This is a genomic window from Saliniramus fredricksonii (genome assembly GCF_900094735.1).
Taxonomy (GTDB): domain Bacteria; phylum Pseudomonadota; class Alphaproteobacteria; order Rhizobiales; family Beijerinckiaceae; genus Saliniramus; species Saliniramus fredricksonii.
In genome coordinates this window covers 1,094,179-1,118,742 of the sequence record NZ_FMBM01000002.1, presented here as the reverse complement: position 1 = coordinate 1,118,742, position 24,564 = coordinate 1,094,179, and the positions used below count along the sequence as shown (strand labels likewise).

Below are 24,564 nucleotides of genomic sequence, written 5' to 3'. Positions count from 1 at the left end.
ACGCAGCGCAATATGCGTGATCACTTAAAAGAAAATTACATAACGCGATCAATATGCCCGCTTTTGTAGAAAAATCATGAGTTCCGGGACAGGAGCCAGAGGACTCAATATTAAGAGTTGTTTTTTTACGTGTATCCTGCGCTCTTCAGTTGCTCGCTGGATCGGCGAAGCCGGGTGGCAGCAGCAGCATTGGCGCCTCGTCCCCGCTGCCGGGAGAGCCATCCTCGAACAAGCCGGGCCAGAAATCGCGCTCGCGCTCGCGTTCGAGCAACCGGCGGATATCGTCCTGCATGCGCGTGCGCTCGGCTTCCTGCGCAGCCGCCTCGGCCTGACGCGCCGCCTCGGCCTCGGCTGCGCGTGCTGCCTCCTCGCGCGCAAGACGGGCTTCCTCCTCTGCGCGGGCGGCCTCTTCTGCCGCGAGGCGCTCGGCCTCTTCCTGTGCGCGCCGCGCTTCTTCCTCTGCGGCACGTTGCGCCTCGATCTCTGCGCGGCGCGCGCGAGCGATAGCCTGCGCGGCCTCGATGACAGCCGGTCGCACTTCCGCCGCGCGGCGGGCGCGCTCCTCGAGCAGCGCCTCCCATTCCTGCCGTGCCGCCTCGCGGGCACGCTCCATCCGCAATTGTTCAAGGCGTCGCGTGCGCTCGCCTGCCTCGCGCTCGAATGCCTCGATTCGGTCGAGCTCGCGCTGCAGCACGATCTGTGCGACGCCATTGGTCAGCGGCCCGGTATCGACATCGCGCGTCATCGCACCGACGGCGCCGGTCCAGCCGAGCGTGATGCGTGGCGCCGGGCCGCTCCAGCCTGGAGGCGCCGATGCAGCACGCAGGCTGCCGCGAATATCGACGCCGCCCGCGATCAGATCGAAGGCCGCCGCCCCACGCCATCCGGCCTCCTCCGTATTCGGATCCGGCACGGCAAGTGGTTCGAGCCGCAGGCTGCCTCCAACCAGCGTCACCGGCGCGGTGACGGTGTCAGCGTCGAAAATATCGTCGTCGAGAGCACTCTCGACATGCCCCTGCAGGCGCCGCCCGCCGAGCGGATCCTCTTCCCTGAGCGCCCGTTCCAGGCCAAGCGTGATCGCATCGGGCGCCATACCTGTCACGACCAGGTCTTCAAGGAGCAGGTTACCGCCGCCGGAGAGATCGGCAATGGCGCCGGCGAGGCTCTCGCCCGATGCCCCGAAATCCAGCGCGCCGGTCAGTTGCGCCGAGAACGGTGCGTCCGGCATCAGGGCCTGTGCCGACAAACCGGAGAACTCCACCTCGCCGACGGCGGCGAGAGGGCCGTCGGGGGCGCGGCGCAGACTGAGGGCTCCTGAAAGCCCACCTTCGCCGAACCCCGACGCGAAATTCTCGACCGCGAGACCATCCGTGAGCAGCACCAGATCGAATTGCGCCTCACGCGCCACCTGGCCGCGCCCGAGCGCGACATTCCCGGCACTGATACCGATGCGCCCGCTGCGAAACGGCAGCGCGACCCGGCCGAAGGGCGCCTCACTCCAGCCATTCTCCGGCGAATCGCCGCCGGTATCGGTGAGCAGCACGTCGATCAGCGCCGGCAGCGACAGAGCTGCGACGGCGAGTTCGCCGGACAGTGTTTCGCGACCAAGCCGCAGATCGCCGCGCACACGCTCGCCGGCGATCCGTCCGTCCAGTTCCAGCTGCGTGGCGCCGGGTTCCCGCGCAACCGAGACACGCATCTCCCCGGGAGCCGTATCGAGACCCGCATCGCCGAGAGCGAACAAGCCGAGGGCGGGACGCAGATCCTCGCTGCTCAGCCGGATCTCGCCGTCCCAGATCTCGCGGGTGATGGCATCGATCGACAAGGCCCGCGTCGTTCGAAAGCGCAGGCCCGCCATGTCACCCGAAGCGGTTGCCGCATAGCGATCGGCACCCGAGCGGCGCATCTCCATGGTCAGATTGGACGATTGTCCCGCCACGGCGGGGTGGTCGAGATCGACCCAGTCGCGCGTATCGCGGGTGGCGAGGAAGAAGCGAAAGGACTCGGTGCGCCCGCCCAGGGTCGCGGCCGTCGCGCTGAACGGTCCGCCGGCGACCTCGCCCTCCAGCGACAGCCGCAGCGCCCCGGAGGCGAGTTCGTCACCGGGCGGCAGACGGTCGATCGAGATGGCGAGATCGAGTCCGCCCTCGCGAATGAACGGCGGCGCCAGGCCGACCAGACCATCGCGCTGAAAGCGCCCGAGCAGCGACAGCAACGGCGCCGCGCGCACAGCCTGCAACCGTCCTGAAATCAACCCGGCCCCGTCGGGATTGATCCGACCGGAGAGAGACGCCTCGGCGCCTGCGAGCCCGGCAATGTCGAATCGGTCGACGACGAGCGTCTCACCTTCGCTGCGCAGTCGGGCATCGATGCGACCGCCCCCCTCGTCACCATGGCGCACATCGCGTGCGACGAGACCGATGACCAGATCGTTCTCCCCCGCCGTCAGCGGCACCGCGTCGAGGGGCGGCAGATCTTCGAGATCGATGCCGTCGGCGCGTATCTGAGCCTCCACACGTCCGCGCTGCCCGATTTGCGGCGCGCGATACTCCACGCTGCCGCCTATCTGCGCAGCGCCGGCCCGAAAGGCCAGATCGTCTACGCTCACCCCTTCAGGATCAATGGCCACCTGGCCGGCAATGTCGAGTTCGGGCCCGCGCACCAGCCCGAGCCAGGGCCCTTCCAGGCCGATACGCCCGAGATAGCGCGCAAGGCGATCCCCATCGGCGGCAACCAGCCTGGCATCGCCCGCAATCCGGTCGCCCGCGGTCAGATCGACGGCACCGGCAAAGGACAGCCGCGCCTCACCGGGCAGCGTCACCGCGCTTTGCGCGATCTGCAATTCGCCGTTCTCGAGCATTGTACGAAGCGCCACATCGAGCAGTTCCTCGCCAGCGAACCCGACGCTGCCGAGTTCCAGCGCGAGATCAATCGGCGGCAGCGGCGTTCGCGGCCCCTGCTCCCCGAACCAGGACGTCAGCAGCCCGGCACGCGGGCCGGCCATGATCGTGTCGAGCGCCAGCCGGCGTCCGGCCAGTTCGAGCGCAAGGCGCGGGTCGTCGAGGCGCAGGAAGCCGCTGCCCTCGAGCTGCGAGCCGAGCGACGGATCACCCAGTTCGAGCCGCAATGCGGACAGGGCGAAACCGGGCCCCTCACTGGCGAAATCACCACTGAGCACGATCGGGTCCTGCGTGGCGGGCTCCGCCTCCGTCTCGGCGTTGGGGAGGGCGACGATCCGCATCTCGCCGTCGAGGAGCGGGCGATAGCGGGCGGCCTCGGGAAGCAGCTGCAGCGTCGCGTCGATATCGTATCGCAGCGGTGTATCGACACCGCCGACGAGCCGCATCTCCATGGAGAGATCATCGCTGAGCGTCCCGGTACCGAGGCGGAATGTATCGCCGCCATAGACCCCCTCGATCCGCCATGGTCCGGCCAGCGAGGGCGCATTCAGGCGCAGATCGGCGATCTCGGCCCGACGCATGGCGCCGAATTCAGGCGTGATCGTCGTCACGCTGAGCGCGGTGATGGCGAGATCATCGAAAGCGAGCCCGCCCAGCGCTTCGGGCCCCTCGCGCATGCGCTCGGGGAACCGCAGCGCGCCCTCTTCCATCGGAAGGCGCAGATCAGCGCGGGCAATGCCGATATTGCTGAAGCGCACCTGACCGCGCAACAGGGCCGTCAGTTCCATTTCGGCTGCGACACCCTGCGCGACCAGCGAGGGCGATGCGCCGTCGGGGATGCCGATGGTCAGGCCGTCGACCCGCATGCGCGGCGACGGCAGCAGCCGCAGATCGATGGTGCCGCGCGTCTCCACCGGAATGCCGGCGGCGCGCGACAGCGCCGCCTCGAGATCGAGACGCCTCTCCTCCCAGTCGACGAAAGGCGGGATCGCGAGTGCTGCCACGAGGATCAGTATGACGATAGCCGCCAGAGCGGTCAGACTGTCACGCAAGGCCCATGGACCCCTTCACGCCAGCGATCGAATTCAACAGGTTCACCACGGAGTTAACCCCGTGGCATGGCCGAACCATGACGAAACCCGACGCCGCCGTCCAGCTTTGCAAGCCGGATCGGGTCAGAAAATCGCGGTTTTGCATTCCGGCGCAGTCACGCGCGCCGGAATGGCACCTCACCAGGAGACGATCTTGCCGGGATTCATGATATTCTGCGGGTCGAGCGCGTGCTTGATCGCCCGCATCACCGCCAGCGCCTCGGCGCCGTGCTCCGATTCGAGGTATTTCATCTTCATCTGGCCGACACCATGCTCGCCGGTACAGGTGCCCTCCATCTCGAGCGCGCGCTCGACGAGGCGCTCGACGAAGCGTTTCGCCTTGGCGATCTCTTCGGCGTTTTCCATATCGACGAGCGGCAGCACATGGAAATTCCCGTCGCCGACATGGCCGACGATCGGCGCCATCAGCCCCGCTTCGGCGATGTCGTGCTGCGTCGCCTCGACGCATTCGGCGAGCCGCGAGATCGGCACGCAGACATCGGTGGAAATGCCCTTCGCGCCGGGTCGCAGGGCCATGGCCGCCCAATAGGCGTCATGCCGGGCCTGCCACAGGCGGGTGCGTTCCTCAGCCTGCGTGGTCCAGGCGAAGGGACCGCCGCCGAATTCCTCGGCAATTTCGCCAAAGCGCGCTGCCTGTTCCTTGACGCTCTCTTCCGAGCCGTGGAATTCGAGGAAGAGCTGCGGGCGTTCCTCCAGCGTGGTCTTCGAGTAGAGGTTGATGGCACGCACCTGCATCTCGTCGATCAGTTCGATCCGGGCCACCGGAATGCCGGACTGGATGGTGATGATCACCGCCTCGCAGGCCGCCGCAATGCTCGGGAATGGGCAGATGCCACCGGAAATTGCCTCGGGGATGCCGTGCAGCTTCAGCGTGATCTCGGTGATGATGCCGAGCGTGCCTTCGGAGCCGACCATCAGACGGGTCAGATCATAGCCGGCGCTCGACTTCTTGGCGCGGCGCGAGGTCTTGACGATATCGCCGTTGGGCATCACCACGGTGAGCGCGAGCACGTTGTCCTTCATCGTGCCGTAGCGCACCGCATTGGTGCCCGAGGCGCGCGTGCCGACCATGCCGCCCAGCGAGGCATCGGCGCCGGGATCGATCGGGAAGAACAGCCCCATATCACGCAGATATTCATTGAGCGCCTTGCGCGTGATCCCCGGCTGCACCACGCAATCGAGATCCTCTGCATGGACGGCGATCACGGCGTTCATCCGGCTGGTATCGATCGAGACGCCGCCATAAGGTGCATTGGTATGGCCCTCGAAGGAGGTGCCGGTGCCGAAGGGAATGACCGGGACGTCGTGCTGCGCGCACAGCTTCACGACCTGCGAGACTTCCTCGGTGCTCTCGGCGAAGACAACGATATCGGGGGCCTGGTTCTCGACCCAGGTCAGCGTGTTGGCGTGCTGCTCGCACACCGCCTGTGCGGTGGAGACGCGTGCGCCCAGGAGATCCTTGAGCGCCTGCGTCAGCGTTGCGAGCGTGGCGGCGTCGGGGCGCTTGCGCGCGTCGTTGCGGATCATGTCCATCGTTTCCGGCCCTGTCGATTATCGGTTTCTTCGCTTCGTCTCTATCAGAATTCAGGCCCTGGCGCACGCGCCGAAACCGCGCATCCTTCCCGCTCCGGTCTGGGAAAATCGCGCTGCGCGGCCTTGCCGGCGCAACAACGCTCCCGGCGCCGTTGCGGATTTCCCATGGTACGGCGCGCGGCTTCGTGGTCAAAAGGCGCATGAACCAGCGAGCAAAAGGCGAAAAGCGGCGCGATGGCCAGGATGCGAGCGGCAGCGCAGCCTTATCGGGCCCCTCCCCCCTCCTGCGCGGCATTCGCGACGCGCTGGTGCTGCCGGCCTGGATCGTCGGTTTCTCGCTGCTGGGCGTTGGCTCACTCGCGCAGGATGTCGGGTTTCCCTTTCTCGCAGCCGTCCTTTCGACCCTCCTGATGTGGGCCGCGCCTGCGCAGGTGATCCTGTTCGGCGGGATAGCCGGCGGGACGGCGCTGCCGCTGGTCGCGGTGGCCGTTTCCCTCTCCTCGATCCGCCTTCTGCCCATGACGGTCTCGATGATGCCGATGCTGCGCCGGCCCGGGCAGAGCTTGCTCACACAGGTCTTCGTGGCGCATTACGTTGCGGTCACCGTCTGGGTCGAGAGCAACCGGCGCATGCCGACCATGCCGCCGCAAGAGCGCTTCGGCTATTATCTCGGCTTCGCCAATGCCTGCCTGATGGTGGCGACGACGATGACCGGGATCGGCTTTCTCCTGAGCGCCGCAGTGCCGGCCTTTCTCGCCGCCGGCCTGCTCTTTCTGACGCCGTTATTCTTCACCATCGCGCTGATCGCCGGTGCGCGCACGCTGCTCGACCAGTCCGCGCTCGTCCTTGGCGCAGCGCTCGCGCCGCTGTTCACGCTGCTCGTGGGCCCGGATTTCGATCTGCTCGCCACAGGCCTCGTTGGTGGCACGCTCGCCTGGCTGATCGGACGGGGGCGGCGATGACCACCTGGGAAACCACGATCGCGCCGCTATGGCCCTATCTCGTGCTGATCCTGGTCGGCTTTCTGCCGAGCGAAATCTGGCGAGCGCTCGGGGTGGTCGTCTCGCGCGGGCTCGATGAACGCTCGGAGATCATCGTCTGGGTCCGCGCAGTCGCCACCACGTTGCTGGCCGCCGTCGTGATGAAGCTCCTGCTGACGCCCAGCGGGGCGCTGGCTGCTGCGCCCCTGCTCGCCCGGCTGGGCGCCGTTCTCGTGGGGATCGGGGTGTACTTTCTTGCCCGGCGCTCCGTCATTGCCGGGGTCATTGCGGGCGAATTGATATTAATTTCTGTTACGTATTTCGCATTCGCGTAACCAAACCTGCGCAACAAAATATAACCTGGTGTGCAAAATTGGATCATGACTTGCCGAAATTCCGTCGCAGTGTTAACTTTCTATTTTACTCCAGAACAATTGTCGCCCCACACGTATAGTCTGGCAGCGGCTATTGCAGAGGAGGGATCGATGAAACACGAGGGTATTGATCAACTCCATAGCGTTGCACATGTCGCGTCGCACCGCCCGCGGGAAATGCTGACCCGCCGTGAACGCCTCGAGCGCTGGGCGGCCTTGCTCGAACGTCGTCCGAATACCGAATTTGCGCCCTTTCCCGAGGATTACGAAGCGCCGTTCGATGCGCGCAGCCGCCTGCGGTATCAGGCTTCACCAATAGAAATCGCGCATGCGGATCCGCTTTTGCGCGCGCAGGGCCTCGCCGGAGACGGCCTCGGCGACGCCATCGCCTTCTTCGGCCTGAGAGAGGACGACGCGCTCTATGTCCTCGACAATGCCCGGCTGGACGGGCAGAGCCTGGCAAGGCGCCTGCGTGCGATCGCGGCAAAGCGCGACCGCACCATGCTGGCAGCGGGACTCGTGACGGCGGGTGTTGCCGCAGTGCCGTTTCTGGCCTTCATCTTCGGCTGAAGGCCATGCAGGTCAATCTTCGAGGATCTCGCGGCTCGCCACCGTGGTATCGGCGTTGAGGCGGTAGACCATCGGAATGCCGGTGCCGAGTTCGAGGCTCGGGATCGTTTCCGGCGTATAGCCGTCGAGCACCATGATCAGGGCACGCAGGCTGTTGCCATGCGCGGAGACAATGACACGCTCGCCGCGCATCACACGCGGTTGGATCTCGCGGATGTAATAGGGCAGCACGCGTGCGACCGTGTCGCGCAGGCTTTCGCCGCCGGGCGGCTGCACGTCATAGGAGCGGCGCCAGATATGGACCTGCTCTTCGCCCCATTTCGCCCGGGCATCGTCCTTGTTCAGCCCCGCGAGATCGCCATAGTCGCGCTCGTTGAGAGCTTGATCGCTCAAGGTTTCGAGCCCTTCCTGGTCGATCTCGCCGAGGATGAGATCGAGCGTCTTCTGCGCCCGGGTCAGCACCGAGGTGAAGGCGATATCGAAGGACAGCCCCCTCTCCTTCAGCAGGCGCCCGCCGCGCACGGCCTCCTCGACACCGAGTTCGGTGAGGCCCGGATCACGCCAGCCGGTGAAGAGGTTCTGCTTGTTCCACTCGCTCTGGCCGTGTCGCACGAGCACGAGAAGGCGCTCCATCGCATCAATCCTTTCGTTGCGTTCAAACGTCGTTGAGGCCGAGCACATCGGCCATGGAATAGAACCCGGCGGGCTTGCCCTTGCCCCATATCGCCGCGCGCACGGCGCCGCGCGCGAAAAGAATACGCTGCTCTGCCACATGCTGCAGCACGATCCGCTCATGCGGGCCGGCGAAGATGACGGAGTGATCGCCGACCACCGTACCGCCGCGCAGGGTCGCAAAGCCGATATCGCCGGGATCGCGCGCGCCTGTATGGCCGTCGCGATGGCGTACCGAGCGCTCTTCAAGATCGATCGCACGCCCCTGTGCTGCAGCCTCACCGAGCATGAAGGCGGTACCCGACGGGGCATCGACTTTCTGGCGGTGATGCATTTCGAGGATCTCGATATCGAATTCCTCGCCCAGCACCGTCGCGACCTTGCGCACGAGCGCCGCGAGGAGATTCACGCCGAGCGACATGTTGCCGGACTGGATGATCACGGTCTCCTCGCCGAAGGCACGCAGCGCGTCGATCTGCTCGGCGGAGAGCCCGGTCGTGCCGACGACATGCGCCGTATTCGTCTCGGCTGCCAGCGCCGCATAGGCGAGGCTCGCCTCGGGCGTGGTGAAATCGATCAGCACATCGGCCTCGGTGAGCACGTTGCGCGCTTCGGACGAGACGGTGACACCGAGATCGCCGACGCCGCTGACCATGCCGGCATCCTGCCCCACACAGCCTGAGGTCGGGCGTTCGAGCGCGCCGTGCAGAACACAGCCCGGGGTCTCGTCGATCGTCCTGATCAGCATGCGGCCCATGCGCCCCGAAGCGCCGGCCACCACCAGACGGGTTTTTGCCATCAAGGAACTCCTGTCGAAAGCAGCGGGCGGTATAACGGCATAGTCCCGTAAAGAAAAGCGTCGCGCGGCTTTATTCTTCGATACGCAGGCTGACGATATAGGCTGCGATGTCGGCGCGCTCGCGCGGAAACAGCCGGTAAGTCGGCATCGGAAAGTGGTCTTCCTCGAGAAAATCCCACAAGAAGAGCTCGTCGCGTCCTTCGCGGCGCGCGATTTCCGCGAAACTCGGCCCGTCTCCGGCCTCGGCGGGACGCGCCGCGCGCTCGCTTTCGTCGCGCGCATGGCAGGTCGCGCACCATTCCTGCGCCACCGCCTCGCCCCGCTCCGCCGAAGCCGGCTCGGGCATGCCGCCGGCAAACGGCACCTCTTCCTGCGCCAGACAACCGGCGAGCAGAAACGAGCTGACGAGGATGGTCGAGGTCCGGCATATTCCAGGCATGGCGCTCACTCCCACGCGATTATCCGAACCACACACTATATCACGGCCCGAAGCGGAAGAACCCTGTCATTCGGCAAAGCATGCGCGCCGCGCGGTCCGGTCGAAACACGCAATGCTGGCCTTGCGCCACAGCCCTCCCCGTCCTTCATCAGGCGATCTGATCGTAATTCACGAAGCTCAGATCCGTACGGTTCGCGCCGGTCAGTCCGATGAACCAGAATTCCGTGCCGTCGGCGGCCACGAGCGCCGAGCCGCTGCCGTGATCGGTAAGAGTCAGATCCTCCTCGTCCAGCCCGTCGAGCGCGATGTCATCCTGCATCAGGTCGAAATCCTCGATCACGTCCTGCCCGTCGCCGAGGCGGAAGACGAAAGTGTCCGCGCCGGCGCCGCTTGCCATGAAATCGCTGCCGGTCCCGCCATCGAGGATATTGTCGCCATCGACGCCGTCGAGGAAGTCGTCGCCGGCATCGCCGATGATGTGGTTGTTCCGGGTCGCGGAGCCGACCAACGTATCGTCGCCCGTCGTGCCCTGCAGCACTGTCAGTGGCTCGCTGGCATCGATCGGGTTGCCGTCCATGTCGATGAAGCTGAAATCGTCCATCGTCACGCCGGTCAGATCCTCGAAGAAGAAATCCGTCCCGTCCGCGAGATAGATCTGCGCCCCGTTCCAGTACTCATAGAACGAGATATCCGCGCGTGCGACACCATCAAGGGCGATGCGATCCTGGGCCAGATCGAAACCGATGACATTGTTTATCCCGTCGCCGGCGCGGAAGACGAAAGTATCGGTCCCGGTGCCGGAGTGAAGCGCATCGTCACCGGCGCCACCGTCGAGAATGTTCTCGCCGCCCACGGCATGCAGGATATCATCGCCGGCACCGCCGATGATGTGGTTGTTCTCGTCAATCGCACCGAACAACTCGTCATTGCCGGGCGAACCTTCAATGATGACATCAGAAAACGCGATATCGATCGACTGGCCGTTCATGTCGACGAAGCTGAGATCACTCCTTTCGATCCCGGTCACGTCGATCAGCCAGAACTCGGTGCCGTCTGCAGCCACGAGCTGCGTCCCGCCGGTATGGCCGACGACCTCGAGCGCGATCGGGCTGAGACCGTCGAGGGCGATGCGATCCTGCGTGATGTCGAAATCCTCGATCACGTCCTGCCCGTCGCCGAGGCGGAAGACGAAACTGTCCTGGCCCGCGCTGCTCGCCATGAAATCGTCACCGGTGCCGCCATCAAGGAGGTTGTTGCCATCGACACCGTCGAGGAAGTCATCCCCTTCGCCCCCGATGATATGGTTGTCTTGTCCGGCGCTTCCGATGAGGACGTCATCATCTTGCGTACCGGTGATCGCGCCGAGGACCGGCTCGGGTTCGCCCTCCGGTCCGGTTTCCGGCTCGGGCCCGGGCTCGGGTTCAGCCAGTGGTTCGTGGATGAGGGCATTGCCGTCCATATCGACGAAGCTGAGATCGCCAAGGGCGAGATCGGCCAGTCCGATCAACCAGAACTCCGTCCCATCGGATGCGACGAGTTGCATGCCGCCCGTTGAACCGTTCAGGCTCAGCTCGCTGATCGCCAGACCGTCCAGTGCGATGCGGTCCTGTGTGATGTCGAAATCCTGGATGACATCCTGCCCGTCGCCGAGGCGGAAGACGAAGGTATCCTGGCCGGTGCCGCTCGCCATGAAATCATTGCCGGCACCGCCATCGAGGAAGTTGTCGCCGCCAACGCCATCAAGGAAGTCGTTCCCTGCGTCGCCCGTGATCCGGTTGTCCTGCGCCGAGGAACCGATGAGATCCTCATCGTCCTGTGAACCGGAAATTAGCCCCGGCTCCGCTTCCGGTTCGGGCTCCGGTTCCGGGATGAGAGCGTTCCCCGCCATATCGATGAAGCTGAAATCGCCGGGCACGACCCCCGTGACGCCGATCAGCCAGAATTCCGTGCCGTCCGCCGCGATGAGCTGGCTGCCGCCGGAATAGACGTTGAGGCTCAGATCGGCGATCGCCAGCCCGTCCAGCGCGATGCGGTCCTGCGTGATGTCGAAATTCTCGAGCACGTCCTGCCCGTCACCGAGGCGGAAGACGAAGGTGTCCTGGCCGGAGCCGCTGCGCATGAAATCATTGCCGGTGCCGCCATCGAGGAGATTGTCGCCGCCCTCACCATGGAGGAAGTCGTCGCCGTCACCGCCGATGATGTGGTTGCCCTGGCTGGAGGAGCCGACGAGGCTGTCATCACCGTCGGTACCGGTGATCAGGCCATTCGTGGGCTCCGGCTCAGGAAGAACAAGCGCATTGCCGTCCATATCGATGAAGGTGAAGTCGCCCAGGCTCGCGCCGGTCAGATCCTGGAAGAAGAAATCCGTGCCGTCGGCGAGGAATATCTGGGCCCCGTTCGAGTATTGATAGAATGAGATATCCGTCAGATCGACGCCATCGAGGACGATGCGGTCCTGGATCGTATCGAAATCGATGATGTCGTTCACGCCATCGCCGGCGCGGAAGACGAAGCTGTCGACGCCCGTTCCCGCATGCAGCACGTCATCGCCGGTGCCGCCATCGATGACGTTGTCACCGCCGACAGCGTGCAGCGTGTCATCGCCCGCGCCGCCGATGATGTAATCATCGCTGCCCGCGCGGCCGAAGATGACATCATCGCCGGCAAAGCCCAGATGCGTGGCGAAGCCGCCACCCTCGAGCGCCATCATGTTACGGACATCCTGCTGCGACCAGGATGTGCCGTCGGCGAAGATGATCGTCTCCACGCCCCGCCCGAAATAGATGTTGAACTGGCTTCCCAGATGCACGGATCCGGCATCGCCCGCACCGGGCGCGCTTTCGGCGAGATCGAGCGTAATATCGGTTCCGTCACGCATGATGGTGATTGCGTCGGGGTTGATATCCTCGAAGATCAGGCGGTCATCATTGCCGTTGTGAATGCCGTCGGTGATCGTGTCGTGGCCGTCGCCACGCGCGTACAGATAGGTATCGTTGCCGCTGCGGCCATCGAGAATGTCGTCCCCCGGGCCGCCGCGGATCCAGTCGCGCATGCTGGTGCCGGTGATGGTGTCATCGCCGCCCGTACCGCCAAGCGTGTTTGCATCCTCGAGGATCATGAGGCGATCCATGATCTCGCCATCGGAGAAGTGGATTTCCTCGATCCCGTATTGCGTCGAGCGGAAGTGCTCCTGAACCGTGAGCGTTTCGCCAGTCGCCAGAATCGCGACGTGCAGATCAAGGCCGTCGCGGCTGAGGGCCACGTCCGCGCGGGTCAGATCGACGAGGCGCACGACATCGGTATCGTTCAGGCCGGCAGTTTCGATGATCGTGTCATTGCCGTAGCCGGCAGCATGGATATAGGTGTCGCTGCCGAGCCGCCCGCGCAGGACATCATCGCCGGGCCCGCCATCAAGGAGGTCGGCAGCTCTGGTGCCGACCAGCGCATCCACACCGGCTGTGCCCGCCATGGCGGTCATCGCCTTGATGTCGGCACGGTTCCAGCTGGTGCCATCAGCGAAATCGATCAGCTCGATCCCGCGCGAAGTTCCCTCGAAATGCCGCTCGACCGTCATCGTCTCGCCGCTCGCGAGAATGCGCACGACGAGATCCTCGCTCTCGAAGGGCTGATACAATTCGACCGCATCCGGCGCCAGTTCGACGAGAGTCAACCGGTCCGTTTCGTTGGAGCGGCCGTTCTCGCGGATGACGTCGTCGCCGTCACCGAGAGCGAAATGATAGCTGTCGCTGCCACGCCCGCCGGAGAAGATGTTGTCGGCGGCATTGCCGTAGAAGATCTCATCACCGCTGCCGCCGATCACGTTCTCGATCGAGACGAGCGTTTCGGTGACACTGCCCGTACGGGCATATTCTGCGTCGAGATTGAATTCCCAGGAAGCAGAGCTGTAGGAGTAATCGACGGTATCGTTGCCTGCTCCACCATCGAAACTGTTGGTGCCGCGATTGCTTACGAGCATGTCATCGCCCGGGCCGCCGAAGAGGTCGTTGTTGCCGGTGCCCGCCTCGAGCCTGTCGTTGCCCTCGCCGCCATGGAGCGTATCGTTTCCGGATCCGCCATGCAGGATATCATCACCGGCGCCGCCGATGATGGTGTCATCACGATCGTTGAAGCCGAAAATCTCGTCATCGCCGTCGGTTGTCGCGTTTTCGAGATAGTTGGCGCGCAGTTGGCCCGTATACCAGATCGTCTCGTCGGCGAAGACGATACTCTCCACTCCGCGCTGGTGCTCATTGTCGAACTGAGCCACGAGCCGCACCGAGCCGGCATCGCTGCCATCACCATCTGCCGACGCGGCAATATTGAGGATTGCATCGTCGCCCTCACGCGTCACGATGATCTCGTGCGCGAGGATATCCTCCAGGATCAGCCTGTCGTCTCTGCCACCGGCCAGCACTTCCGTGATCGTGTCATGGCCGTCGCCGCGTGCGTAGATGAAGGTGTCATCGCCCTTGCCGCCGGTCAGGACGTCATCGCCCTGCCCGCCGCGGATCACATCGTCGGCATTGAAGCCGGTGATCGTGTCGTCGCCATCGGTAACGGCCTGCGCAAGAACCATCTCGCGCAGATCCTCCTGGCGCCAGATGGTCCCATCGGCGAATTCGATGCGTTCGACACCGCGATAATAGTAATCATTCAGCTGCCTGATCAGCGTCACCGAACCCGCGTCGCCAACGCCCGGGGCCGACGGTGCGATCTCCAGGGTGACGTCGATTCCGTTGCGCACCAGGGTGATCTCGTCGGGCAGGACATCTTCGAAGACGAGAACGTCGTATCGCCCGGCGACCTGCATTTCCTCGATCGTGTCGTACCCGTCACCGCGCGCATAGACATAGGTGTCGTTGCCCTTGCCGCCGTCGAGGAAATCATCGCCCGTTCCGCCACGAAGCGTATCGTTGGTGTTGAAGCCGATGATCGTGTCATCGCCGTCGCTCGATGCCTGCGCGATGAGCATTTCGCGCAGATCCTCCTGACGCCAGACGGTCCCGTCGGCAAATTCGATGCGCTCCACACCGCGATAATGGTAATCATTCAGCTGCCTGATCAGCGTCACCGAGCCCGCGTCGCCGGCGCCCGGGGCAGATGGTGCGATCTCCAGGGTGACGTCGATTCCGTTGCGCGCCAGGGTTATCGCGTCGGGAAGGATATCCTCCAGGAACAGGACATCGCGCCTGCCGTCATTGTGGTCCTCCTCGATCGTGTCGTGACCATCACCGCGGGCATAGACATAGATGTCGTCACCATTGCCGCCTTCGAGAAAATCATCACCCTGTCCGCCGATCAGCATATCCTGATAACCGGTGCCAGCCAGCGTATCGTCCCCGGTCGTGCCTGTCTGTGCTGCAGCGCGGGCGATCTCGAAATGGTCCCACACGGTATCGGTGAATTCGAAGCGCTCGACTGCATAACGCGTCGACCTGAACTGATCCACGATGGTCAGGAACTCGCCGGTCGCATTGATCGTCACGAACAGATCAGCGCCGGTGCGCGTGATCGACACGTCACTGCTGGCGAGCCCGGTGAACTGAACCGTATCGATATCGCGCCGACCGCCGATCTCGCTGATCGTGTCATTGCCGTTGCCCGCTCCCCAGACATAGATGTCGTAGCCGGAGCCGCCGCGCAGGAGGTCGTCGCCGGCGCCGCCTTCGAGAATGTCGTCGCCGCCTGTCCCGTTCAGCGTCTGGCCACTGTCGTCGCCAGTCACCAGATTGAGCGCAACGCCTGCTGCCTGCGCGATCTGGGTGCGCAGCCAGGTCTCGCCGTCGCCGAAGACGATCTGCTCGATACCGCGCCCGTGAGTGCCGAGCTGATTGACGAGGGTGATCGTCGCGCCGTCATGAGCAATGGTCAGGACGATGTCGTGCGAACCCGATGACGCGGGCGCGAAGCTGACATCCGCAGCATTGATCCCCGCGCCGAAGACAAGCGTGTCGCGGGTATGCCTGTCGGGCGCTTCGATGATGGTGTCGTTGCCGTCACCGGGATTGTAGATATAGGTATCCGATCCCGTATCGCCGGTGAGGCTGTCATCACCGCCGCGCCCCTCGATGCGATCGGCATGCGCGGTTGCGATGATCGTGTCGTCGGCATCCGTGCCGGTCATGACACGGTCCTCGATCTCCTGCTGCGTGAACACCCCGCCGCTCTCGAAGCGGAAATTCTCTACTGCAAAATGCTGGTGCGCGCTGCGGAAATGATCGGCGACGGTCAGCGTCTCGCCGGAAGCCTGCGCCGTGAAGACCAGATCGTCGCCGATGCGGGCGATGTCGAGATCGTCGATTGTCAGATCGCCCTTGAAGATGATCGTGTCGTCGCTGCGATAGTTCACGAAACGGATTGATTCCTCGATCCGGTCATTGCCCGATCCGACGCCCCACAGATAGGTGTCGGCGCCGTCGCCGCCGATAAGCACGTCGTTCCCGGCGCCGCCCTCAATCCGGTCACTGGTCCAGAAGCCGCGAATGGTGACGCCGTCATCGGAACGCGCATCCTCGAAATACTGGCGCCAGACGTCGCGCGAGGTCCATTGCGTGCCGTCTTCGAAATGGAAGTGCTCGATCTCGTAGCGACGGTAATTGATCGTCGAATAGCGGTTCTGCCCCCACAGGGTGAGGGTGTCGTCGGTGCCGGCAATACGCAGCATGAGCGAATCATGATCATCGGCGATGCGCAGGACCTCGATATCCTCCGGCGCGATTCCCGGGCCGAACACCACCTTGTCGCCCTTGTCGCCCGCAAGGATGTTGGTTTCGTCATCCCTGATGACGTCCTGGCCGTCGCCGATGCCGAACATGTAGGTGTCATCACCGTTGCGGCCCATCAGCAGATCGTTGCCCGCGCCGCCGGCAAGGACATCATCGCCCTCGAAACCTTCCAGGACGTCGTCACCGTCAGTGCTGGTGAGCAGGATGTCCTGAATGTCCCAGATGCTCATCGTTGCATCGGGGAGACCCTCGAAATGGTATTCCTCGATCCGGTTGAATTCGTATTGCCCGATGCCGAAGACGATGTCGAAATTCTTCTCGATCGTGAGGCTGGAGCCGTCGCTCAGCGTGATGACCAGATCATGGCTGTCGAGCGGGCGTGAGAACGACAGATCGTCCGGGGTGACGCCTTGCTGGAATACCACCTTGTCCTGCCGACCCGACAGGATGTTGTTGCGTCCGTCGATGATGCGGTCGTGGCCGTAACCGAAGCCGAAAATGTAGGTGTCGTTGCCGTCATCGCCCCTGAGAATGTCGTCACCGGGTCCGCCATCGAGCACATCGTCGAAATGGGTCCCCATGATCAGATCGTCGCCATCCGTGCGCGCCGCATCAATGATCTCCTGGCGCAGATCCCGCCAGTGGCTGATTGTGCCGTCTTCCCATTCGAAGATCTCGATCCGGTTGAAGGCGTGGGCGCCGAAGGGGCCGGTCTCGGTGACCCTGTACTGATCCTTGATGCGCAGGAGATCGTCCGTGCCGTCGATGGTGATTAGCAGGTCCGTGCTCGTGCCGTCACGGGTGAAGCTGATATCCTCCACCGCGATATCGGGGCCGAACAGCACCCGGTCCGGGGCGGTGACGAGGACGTTCGTCCGCTTGTCGTCGATGACGTCGTTGCCGTAACCGCGCCCGAACACATAGGTATCGCCGTCATCGCCGCCGGAGAGGTAGTCGTTGCCGGCGCCGCCATCGATGAAATCGGGATAGAGCGCGCCGTAGATCGCATCGTCGCCATCCGTGCCGGTCGTGACGATGCTCATCACGTCTTCCCAGTCGAGCACGGTGCCGTCCTCGAAATGGAATTCCTCGATCCGGTCGAACCAGGCGATGCCGAGCAGATTGAACAGGTCGAGCTTCACCCCGTCGAACTGCCCCTTGATGGTCAGGCTGTCGGTCTCGCTGCCGGCCAGTGTGATCTGGAGGTCAGGCTCTTCTCCGAGGCGCGCGAAGGTGACGTCGTCGACGGTGATGCCCGAGCCGAACACGACCTTGTCGTTCGATCCCCAATCGGTATCGACCAGTCCCGAGATGAAGGTCTCCGGGAAGCGGGAACCTTCGATGATGGTATCGTGGTCCGAACCATGGCCGAAATGGTAGGTATCGCCACCATCCATGCCCCGGATCACGTCGTTGCCGGAGCTGGCCTCGAACACGTCGTCGGTGCCGAAACCGAAGATCTCGTCATCACCGTCGGTGGTCTGACCGGCAATGACCATCTGCTGGACTTCCTGCCAGCTATAGACCGGGCCGTCACGGAAGAAGAAATGCTCGATCCGGCTGTTGAGCGCGAATTTTCCGTAACCCAGCGACGAATATTCGAACTGATCGGTGATCGTGATCGAATCTCCCGTCCACGCAAAGCTGATCACCAGATCATCGCTGTCGCCATCGCGGCTGAAAGTGACGTCGCCGGCGCGAATGCCGTCGAGGAAGATCATCGAGTCCGGTGCGTTCAGCAGCGGATTCGTCATGATGTCGTGGATCGTGTCGTTGCCGTCGCCGCGAGCATAGAAATAGATGTCGCCGTTATCGCCACCCATCAGAAGGTCGTCGCCGAGCAGCCCCTCGATCTCGTCGGCCTTGCCCGTGCCCATGATGACGTCGTCGCCATCCGTGCCGAGACCGACCGCCGCCGCGATGTCTCCGCTTTCGAAGACCGTGCCGTCGGCGAACTGGATCTCCTCGATGGCGCGATCAGGGGATATCGGCATGCCGCTCAGGGAAACCAGCGGCGTCTCGAAATGGCCGGTGACCGTGATCCGGTCGTTCGTGCCGATCACCGAGATGACGAGATCGATCCCGTCGCGGGTGATCTCCACATCATCCGGATTCTGCATGGCGAGGCGGATGCGGTCGCCGGACTGGCGGCCCTCCGCATCGTTGATCACGTTCTGCCCGAAATCCGCGCCGAACACGTAGACATCCTGGCCCGTACCGCCATTGAAGACCTGGTCGCTGCCATCGGCCACATAGACGATCGACCCGCTCGCCCCGGCGCGTGAAAGCGTGGTCGCGCCGGCATCACCGATGCGCAGATCGGCAATGCCGATCCCCGCCGCCAGCGTGGCGAGGTCGAGCGCCGAGGGCGTCGTCTCCAGCGCCGTAACCAGCCCCTGCACGATATAGTCATGGCGCACGTCGATCCCGTCGGCGCGGCGCATGGCCTCGGTGACGTGACGCAGGAGCGGCCCCCACAGGGCATCCCAGGCCTGCTGCGCCGCAGTCGCGTCAGTGGGGAGTTGTGCCAGCGCAGACGAAAAGGCATCCGCGAGTGCTGCGGGCCCCTCCGCCTGCAGCCGGTCGCGCCCCTCGCTATAGCTGACCCCCGCGAACTGCGCCGCGAGCGGCCCCTGCACCGCGAGGCGCGCCGTGGCCTTGTCGAGGGCGGCATCCCAGCTCTCGACAAGCTCGGCGAGATTGTTGCCGATCGGCACGCCGGCCGCGTCGCGCGGGGTCAGTTCGAGTCCGAAATAGGTTTCGAGGAAGGCGAGTTTGCGCGTGTCGAAATCCGTGCCCATCGCATCGGCGGTGACGCCGTCCACCCCCGCCCAGCGATACAGGATCGCCTCGGCATCCGCGCGCAGATCCGCCCAGGAGGTGCCGACGGGGAGATCGGCGAAGGCCGTGACCTGCGCCAGCAGCGCGGCGTCGTCGGTCATCGCCACGCGCAGATCGGTGACGCGGCCGAAACCCTTCAGCGCCGGCAGCGCGGCTGCGGCTGCGGAGACGCTGGTATCGCCGAGATAGCGTGTATTGGTGGGGTCGTTGTCGAGCAGCACATCGGCGATGGTCGAGGTGGTGCCGTCGCTGCGGGTGAAGCCCGCCACCTCGCGGATGGTGTTGCCGTTGACATCCGTCACGTCGGGATCGCCGGTGCTCAGCGAGATCGAGGCGATGCCGGCCTCCGTGAGCGTCTGCAATTCGCCCGCATCGCTCTCGCCGTTCTGGTCGAGGTCGCGCCAGATCTGGAGCGTGTCGAAACCGGCGTCACCGGCATCGATCACGCCATCGGCGTTGGAATCGAGCGCGGCGAGCTCGGTGAAGCCCGATATCGTGGCATTGCCGAACAGCTCCGAGATATCATCAATGCGGCCATTGCCGTTGATGTCGCGCACCAGCAGCGCGTCGCTCGCACCCACCCAGGCAGTGTGGCGCGCAAAACCCTCGCCGCCGAGATCGAAATGGACATCCCCGCGCTCGCGCCGGGTCAGATCGAGCCCGTCCCCGTCGAGATCGAGCACCAGCGGATCCGTGCCGGTATAGCCGCCGGCAAAACCCGCGCGGATGCTCAGTTCGATGTAATTGCGAAACTCCGCCAGCGACGATTTCCCGATCTCCTGCCTGAAGACCACGACCCCGCCCGTCGCCGCGCCGGTCTCGAGGTCGAGATCATAATCCTCGATCACCGCCTGCCCGCCGCGCCCGCGCGCATGCTGGATGATCAACTGGCCGCTTTCGGACATGCCGTAGCGGAAGTTCATCGGCGGTATCACCGTGACCTGCAACAAGGTAGCGGCGATCAGGTTGCCGAAGATTCCGGGCATTCCCATGAATGCTGTCGCGACTGGCATTGAATAGGCCCAGCCGGATTCCATCCAGCTCATCTGCATGCCGCCTGTCAGGCGGAAGCCGTCCCAAAATGCTTTATCTTCATAGCCGGCATCGCGAACGAACGCACCATTGGAAACGACGAACCAGTCTTCTTCACCATCCGGCGCGCCGGTGCCGTCACCGCCCCACATATGCGTTTCACCGCCAGTACTGACGAGAACATCTTCGCCTTCGCCGCCGACGAGGATAGAAAAGTCATTATTGATCGAGATCAGCCAGTCATCACCTGCGCCGCCGCGCAGCGTCGGAATATTGTCGCCTTCACGCTGGCCACCGATGGACACGAGCACGTCATCACCCGCACCGCCATCAGCGACACCGTTGCCGAAATGGAAGATCCAGTCATCCCCGTCTTCGCCATCAAGTTCAGCTTGTTGGACACCGACAAGAATATCATTGGCCCCGCCACCATGGACCTCCGCCTGATCCTTCGCGAACAGCCAGTCACTGCCGGCGCCGCCGTGATTGCTGGACTGGCCGAAGCCGACGAGGATATCCTCGCCGCTTCCGGCATGGTTCACGGAATCATTGAAACCGATGATGATGTCCGGGTCATCATCGGCGATGAAGCTGCCCTGCGAGCGCAGGATGATACCAAAATCATCCCAGACGAACTGTTCGGGCAGGGTCGCATTCGGATCGGCGGAGACACCGTCTGCGCCGACATATTTCTTGAAGACCGCCGCAGCCGTGGCATCGTATTCGATCTCGTCGGTCACCGAGGATAACAGCTTGCCGATGCCCACACCCGCAGCCTGGGCTGCGGCATCGTTCGACTGGATGACGGAGACGGCCCCGATGAAGGCGGAAAGCAGGCCGGCGCTGACGCCGAGGGCGAGCTTGGGGAAGGCGAGGGCGATACGGGCGATGGACGCAAGCGCATCCATTCCCGCCGTGAGGACCACCTGACCCGGGTTCTCATGCATGCCGTTGGTCGCATCATCGACGAGGCCGAGCTTGTCTTCGACATAGACGATGATGCCGTCAGCGTTACGGATCAAAAGGTAATCGGTGGCATCGTCGACCACATAGCCGCTGCCCGTGAAATGCTCCGCCCTGTTGCCGACGCGCGACCCGAAAGTCAGCTGTAACCCCGCCAGCATCGCCGTCATCGTGCCTTCAGAATAGAAGACCGAGTCATTATACGGAAACTGGATATTGCCGGGGAAATAGTTCCCCATCTGCATGGAATCCCAGACGCCATGATCAGCGTTGCGAATATCATCCGCTGTCAGGACGCCGGATTGTCCATCTTCAATGCGTAGAGAAATCTCTGTAATCAATCCACGCAAAATCTGCTCCGAAAAAATATCCAGCGTCTCCGGATAGAGATCCGGATTGCTGTCTTTCGCAATGGAATTCCCGATCAGCGCGGCGCCTCCGAAGAAGCCGCTATAGGTCGTGATCTGCATCTGCATCAGGATCTGATCAGCCGCATCACGGTCGACGTCCCTGATGATATTGTAATAGTAGAGATAAGCACCCGCACGGTCACCACTATCCAGGATCGCAGTCATGGCATCGACATCAGCCATGGTGAGTACGACATTCGACATGACTCGATCTCCGGTCAGCAGGATTCAGTGAAGGTGCACAGGGTGCGCTTGATCATGCGCATGCGGTTATTGGCGAATTCGCGCCCGCCGAAAATGCGCAGGTCGACGAAGTCAGCACTAAATACAATATTTTGTGTCAATCGGGCATCATACTTGCAAAACCATCCCGGATTCTTGGGATTATAACAAACAATTCTAAGAAATTCGTCATCTTCAGATCCAAGAAAGAATTGCTGATTTCCACGGCTTATTTCGAATTCTTTCAGGCCAAATTCGCCGATAGAGCCTTCAAGGTCACGGATACGAAAATCGTTACGGGCAACACCAAGGTCGATGAAGTTATTGGTCGGTCGCAACTGTACGATATGCATCCTGTCACGCATCTCATCGGCAGCCCTGTGCGCGCTCACGCCGTGTTCGCCCATGTATTCACGTATCGCAACGGTCCATGCCTCGCCATCGGGATAGGTCAGCACGAGCTTGACTGATTTTGTTTCGATCAGATCCGGGATCGGCCCGTCGCGGCTGGAAAATTCGCCGGATGCGAAAACGATATACTTGCGCGGAATCAGCAGATCGCGCGTACCGTCCTCGTAAACGAACCGCACTGTGACGGGCGACGGATCATAAGAGAGATGGCGGTCAGGCGCAGCAACCATGCCCGGCACTGCATCGCCCCGGGCCGGCGCGCTCGCGAGCGCCATCATCAGCATCAACGCCGCCACACCCGGCCAGAACGATGGCAATAACCCTTTCAGCCGCACAACCACTACCCCACTCCTCGACGCTTGATGGTATCGTCAATTCGTACCCCATCGATCCGAAAAAACAATCCAGAATTTTAATGATCTGTTAAGAACCACTCACGCTGCGAGGGGTGGCGCCATCTCGTCATTGGCAGCCTCGGCATTCTCCCCCGCCCCGATCACGCTGTCGATCAGCATCTCGCGTCCGACGATGCGGTCGGGGTCGGTGCCGTCCATGCCGTCGCGCCAGCGGGTCTGGCTGTAATCGACGCTGAGCGTGGAGCCGTCGGCGGCGCGGGTGAGGATGCCGTCGCGCTCGGGACTGCCTTGACCGGCCATCACCTTGCCGATGGCGAGCTGGCCGGCATATTGCGTGAAGCTCTGCGCCAGCGCCTGCGCCGCGCGTGCGAGATTGTCGGTCACGCCGGGCGTGTTCAGCGCGGCGCCCAGATCGCCGGCATCATCGAACAAGGCATGGATGCCGCTATCCCCGAAATGATAAATGCCCCCGTCGATCATCGAATAAGCCAGCGTCGTGCGCAGGATGTCGGCGTATGCGTTTGCAACCTTGCTCGTACCGTCGATGCGCGCGGCCCCGGCAGCCTCGCCGATCGCGTCATCGAACAGGGCCGTCACCAGCTCAGCCTTCGCCCCCTGCCAGTCGGCATTGTCCCCGCCAACCTGCTTCTCGCCATAGAGCAGCAGCGTCAGCAATGACTGGCTGTGCAACGCGTTCATGCCGAGCTCGGATTCATGCGAGATGGAGGTGAGATCGTAGGCGCTCTCTGTGCGGGCAGGCAGCGCACCCTCCAGAACTTCGCCTTCGACGAAATAGCCCTGGATATTGGAGAAATCCGGCGCGTTCGGAGACCCGGTGCCGTAGACGAGATCGTACCAGTATTCGGAACCGAGAATAGGTGGTTTGATATAATTATATAATTGCTGCACACTGCTGATATACGTCATGGTGTCGAAGGTTCTCGCCTCCAGGCCGTGCAACCCGGCCACGAACCCGGCCAGCCCGCCGCCCAGCGAATGCCCCGTCACGCTGATCGTGGTATTCTCGCCCGCCGCTTGTTTGACAGCATTGTAGAATTGCAGCGCGAGTTCTCCCTGGCTCGAAGCCGTCACACCAGCACCGAGAGTCCAGCCATTGATGATGTCACCCCAGCTTTGATCATTCCAAAAATATTGATCCGTCCCGCGATAACTGATGATGGTCTCGCCGTTGTAAGTATAGGCGCGGGCGTAGAATGAGGCGGCGATTGAGTCGGCATGCAGGCCGAATTCCGGATTGGTTACGTTATCGTCGCCATTGTCTTTGGTTACATCCAGATACTCGGCGAATCCGATTCCGTTTGCGCCTGGCAGAAGTTCTATGCCCCTGCCATATCCTCTATTGTACGCGTCAAGGGCAAGAAGAGCCTTGAAAACATCGGAATCAATGCTGGATACGTTGCTCATCTCATTCACCTTGTTAAAATCCGTCGTTGAGGAACCCCACCGCCCTTCGATCGGGCTTCTTCGCGAAGTTCATCCCAGTCGCGTGCCATGAATGGAAGTTTCTCTTCGATCTGGCGTGTTACAGGATCGGATGTCATTTCCAGCGTCATGCGGCGAAACTGAATGTTCGGCCCGATTTTTTCCTCAAACTCGTCTGGCGCGACCCAACGGCCCCCGGATGGTTCGTCGCGGCTTTTGAACAAGAGCATTGTTGGAATGTCGGAACCGGTCACTTCACCCTTTCCCGTCCAATTTGGTGCATCGCGCAAATTGCCCGGCGCGTTTGCGCCCAGGGTGCGGCTGGCTAGCGACTGCATCTGTTCCGTATTGCCTCTCGGCCCATGCATCAGCGTCGCCACCACGACCTGCCCGGTCGACAGTTCCACCACCACGGCCTCGCCATGAAAGCGTGTCCAGGGTGAGCCCAATCTGTAGACGGTCCAGGGCGGAGTCGGTGAAAAACTGACGCCGATCACGCTGGAGCCGGTACGGATCTCGCCGTGATCCTCGATCTCCAGCACCAGCCGGTAGTGGTGGGTGTAGTGAACGCGCGATTGGTAAACCGAGCCGGCGGTCAAATAGATGACCGGTATCGCGATCAATAACGCAACGAGGATCGCGATGCCAAGCAGCCCATAGCGGAAAAAACGCCAGAACCCGCTCATCGCGCCATCCCCTGATCCGCCAAGCCCGCAACCACAACCATCCCGCCGCTCTCCTCAGGCGATGCCCGCCCGGAGCACCCTTCGAACCTTACCCCG

The 24,564-nt window shown here is 63.0% G+C and carries 12 protein-coding genes; 3 read left to right on the top strand and 9 right to left on the bottom strand.

Going from position 1 to position 24,564, the window contains the following annotated elements; translation table 11 throughout:
* Nucleotides 1-145: 145 nt before the first annotated feature.
* Together GA0071312_RS11695 and GA0071312_RS11690 are read right to left on the bottom strand one after the other, a co-directional pair.
* Nucleotides 146-3,952 carry an AsmA family protein gene (locus tag GA0071312_RS11695; protein ID WP_074445118.1) on the bottom strand — a complete coding sequence of 1,269 codons (3,807 nt, stop codon included), beginning with the start codon at nt 3,950-3,952 and terminating at the stop codon, nt 146-148.
* 177 nt (nt 3,953-4,129) lie between these two features.
* Complete coding sequence (locus GA0071312_RS11690) at nt 4,130-5,545, bottom strand: FAD-binding oxidoreductase (protein ID WP_074445117.1); 1,416 nt, start codon at nt 5,543-5,545, stop codon at nt 4,130-4,132.
* Nucleotides 5,546-5,745: 200 nt separating this feature from the next.
* Here GA0071312_RS11690 and GA0071312_RS11685 point away from each other — a divergent pair, with 200 nt between their 5' ends.
* The 3 genes from GA0071312_RS11685 to GA0071312_RS11675 all read left to right on the top strand — a co-directional run bounded on the left by GA0071312_RS11685 (nt 5,746) and on the right by GA0071312_RS11675 (nt 7,469).
* Entirely contained in the window at nt 5,746-6,507 is a 762-nt protein-coding gene (locus GA0071312_RS11685) for an AzlC family ABC transporter permease (RefSeq protein ID WP_083204529.1), read from the top strand.
* Entirely contained in the window at nt 6,504-6,860 is a 357-nt protein-coding gene (locus tag GA0071312_RS11680) for an AzlD domain-containing protein (RefSeq protein ID WP_074445116.1), read from the top strand. The genes GA0071312_RS11685 and GA0071312_RS11680 overlap by 4 nt, the downstream gene beginning before the upstream one ends.
* A 150-nt stretch (nt 6,861-7,010) precedes the next feature.
* The gene (locus tag GA0071312_RS11675) at nt 7,011-7,469 is read left to right on the top strand and encodes a hypothetical protein (RefSeq protein WP_074445115.1); all 459 of its coding nucleotides are present in this window, start codon (nt 7,011-7,013) and stop codon (nt 7,467-7,469) included.
* A gap of 12 nt (nt 7,470-7,481) precedes the next feature.
* Here the strand turns inward: GA0071312_RS11675 and GA0071312_RS11670 are convergent, their stop codons facing one another.
* The 7 genes from GA0071312_RS11670 to GA0071312_RS11640 form a co-directional block, all read right to left on the bottom strand.
* Nucleotides 7,482-8,102 carry a 2,3-bisphosphoglycerate-dependent phosphoglycerate mutase gene (locus GA0071312_RS11670; protein ID WP_074445114.1) on the bottom strand — a complete coding sequence of 207 codons (621 nt, stop codon included), beginning with the start codon at nt 8,100-8,102 and terminating at the stop codon, nt 7,482-7,484.
* Between the two features lie 22 nt (nt 8,103-8,124).
* Nucleotides 8,125-8,940 (bottom strand): 4-hydroxy-tetrahydrodipicolinate reductase, encoded by an 816-nt coding sequence (dapB, locus tag GA0071312_RS11665; RefSeq protein ID WP_074445113.1) that lies wholly within the window; start codon nt 8,938-8,940, stop codon nt 8,125-8,127.
* Nucleotides 8,941-9,010: 70 nt separating this feature from the next.
* Nucleotides 9,011-9,379 carry a c-type cytochrome gene (locus GA0071312_RS11660; protein ID WP_074445112.1) on the bottom strand — a complete coding sequence of 123 codons (369 nt, stop codon included), beginning with the start codon at nt 9,377-9,379 and terminating at the stop codon, nt 9,011-9,013.
* A 148-nt stretch (nt 9,380-9,527) separates the two neighbouring features.
* On the bottom strand, nt 9,528-21,554 hold the full coding sequence (locus GA0071312_RS20330; protein ID WP_074445111.1) for a calcium-binding protein: 12,027 nt from the start codon (nt 21,552-21,554) through the stop codon (nt 9,528-9,530).
* Between the two features lie 14 nt (nt 21,555-21,568).
* Nucleotides 21,569-22,324 (bottom strand): hypothetical protein, encoded by a 756-nt coding sequence (locus GA0071312_RS11650; RefSeq protein ID WP_131817791.1) that lies wholly within the window; start codon nt 22,322-22,324, stop codon nt 21,569-21,571.
* Nucleotides 22,325-22,417: 93 nt separating this feature from the next.
* Entirely contained in the window at nt 22,418-23,764 is a 1,347-nt protein-coding gene (locus tag GA0071312_RS11645; protein WP_131817790.1) for a Tle-like phospholipase domain-containing protein, read from the bottom strand.
* Nucleotides 23,765-23,769: 5 nt separating this feature from the next.
* On the bottom strand, nt 23,770-24,468 hold the full coding sequence (locus tag GA0071312_RS11640) for a hypothetical protein (RefSeq protein WP_074445108.1): 699 nt from the start codon (nt 24,466-24,468) through the stop codon (nt 23,770-23,772).
* Nucleotides 24,469-24,564: the final 96 nt, after the last annotated feature.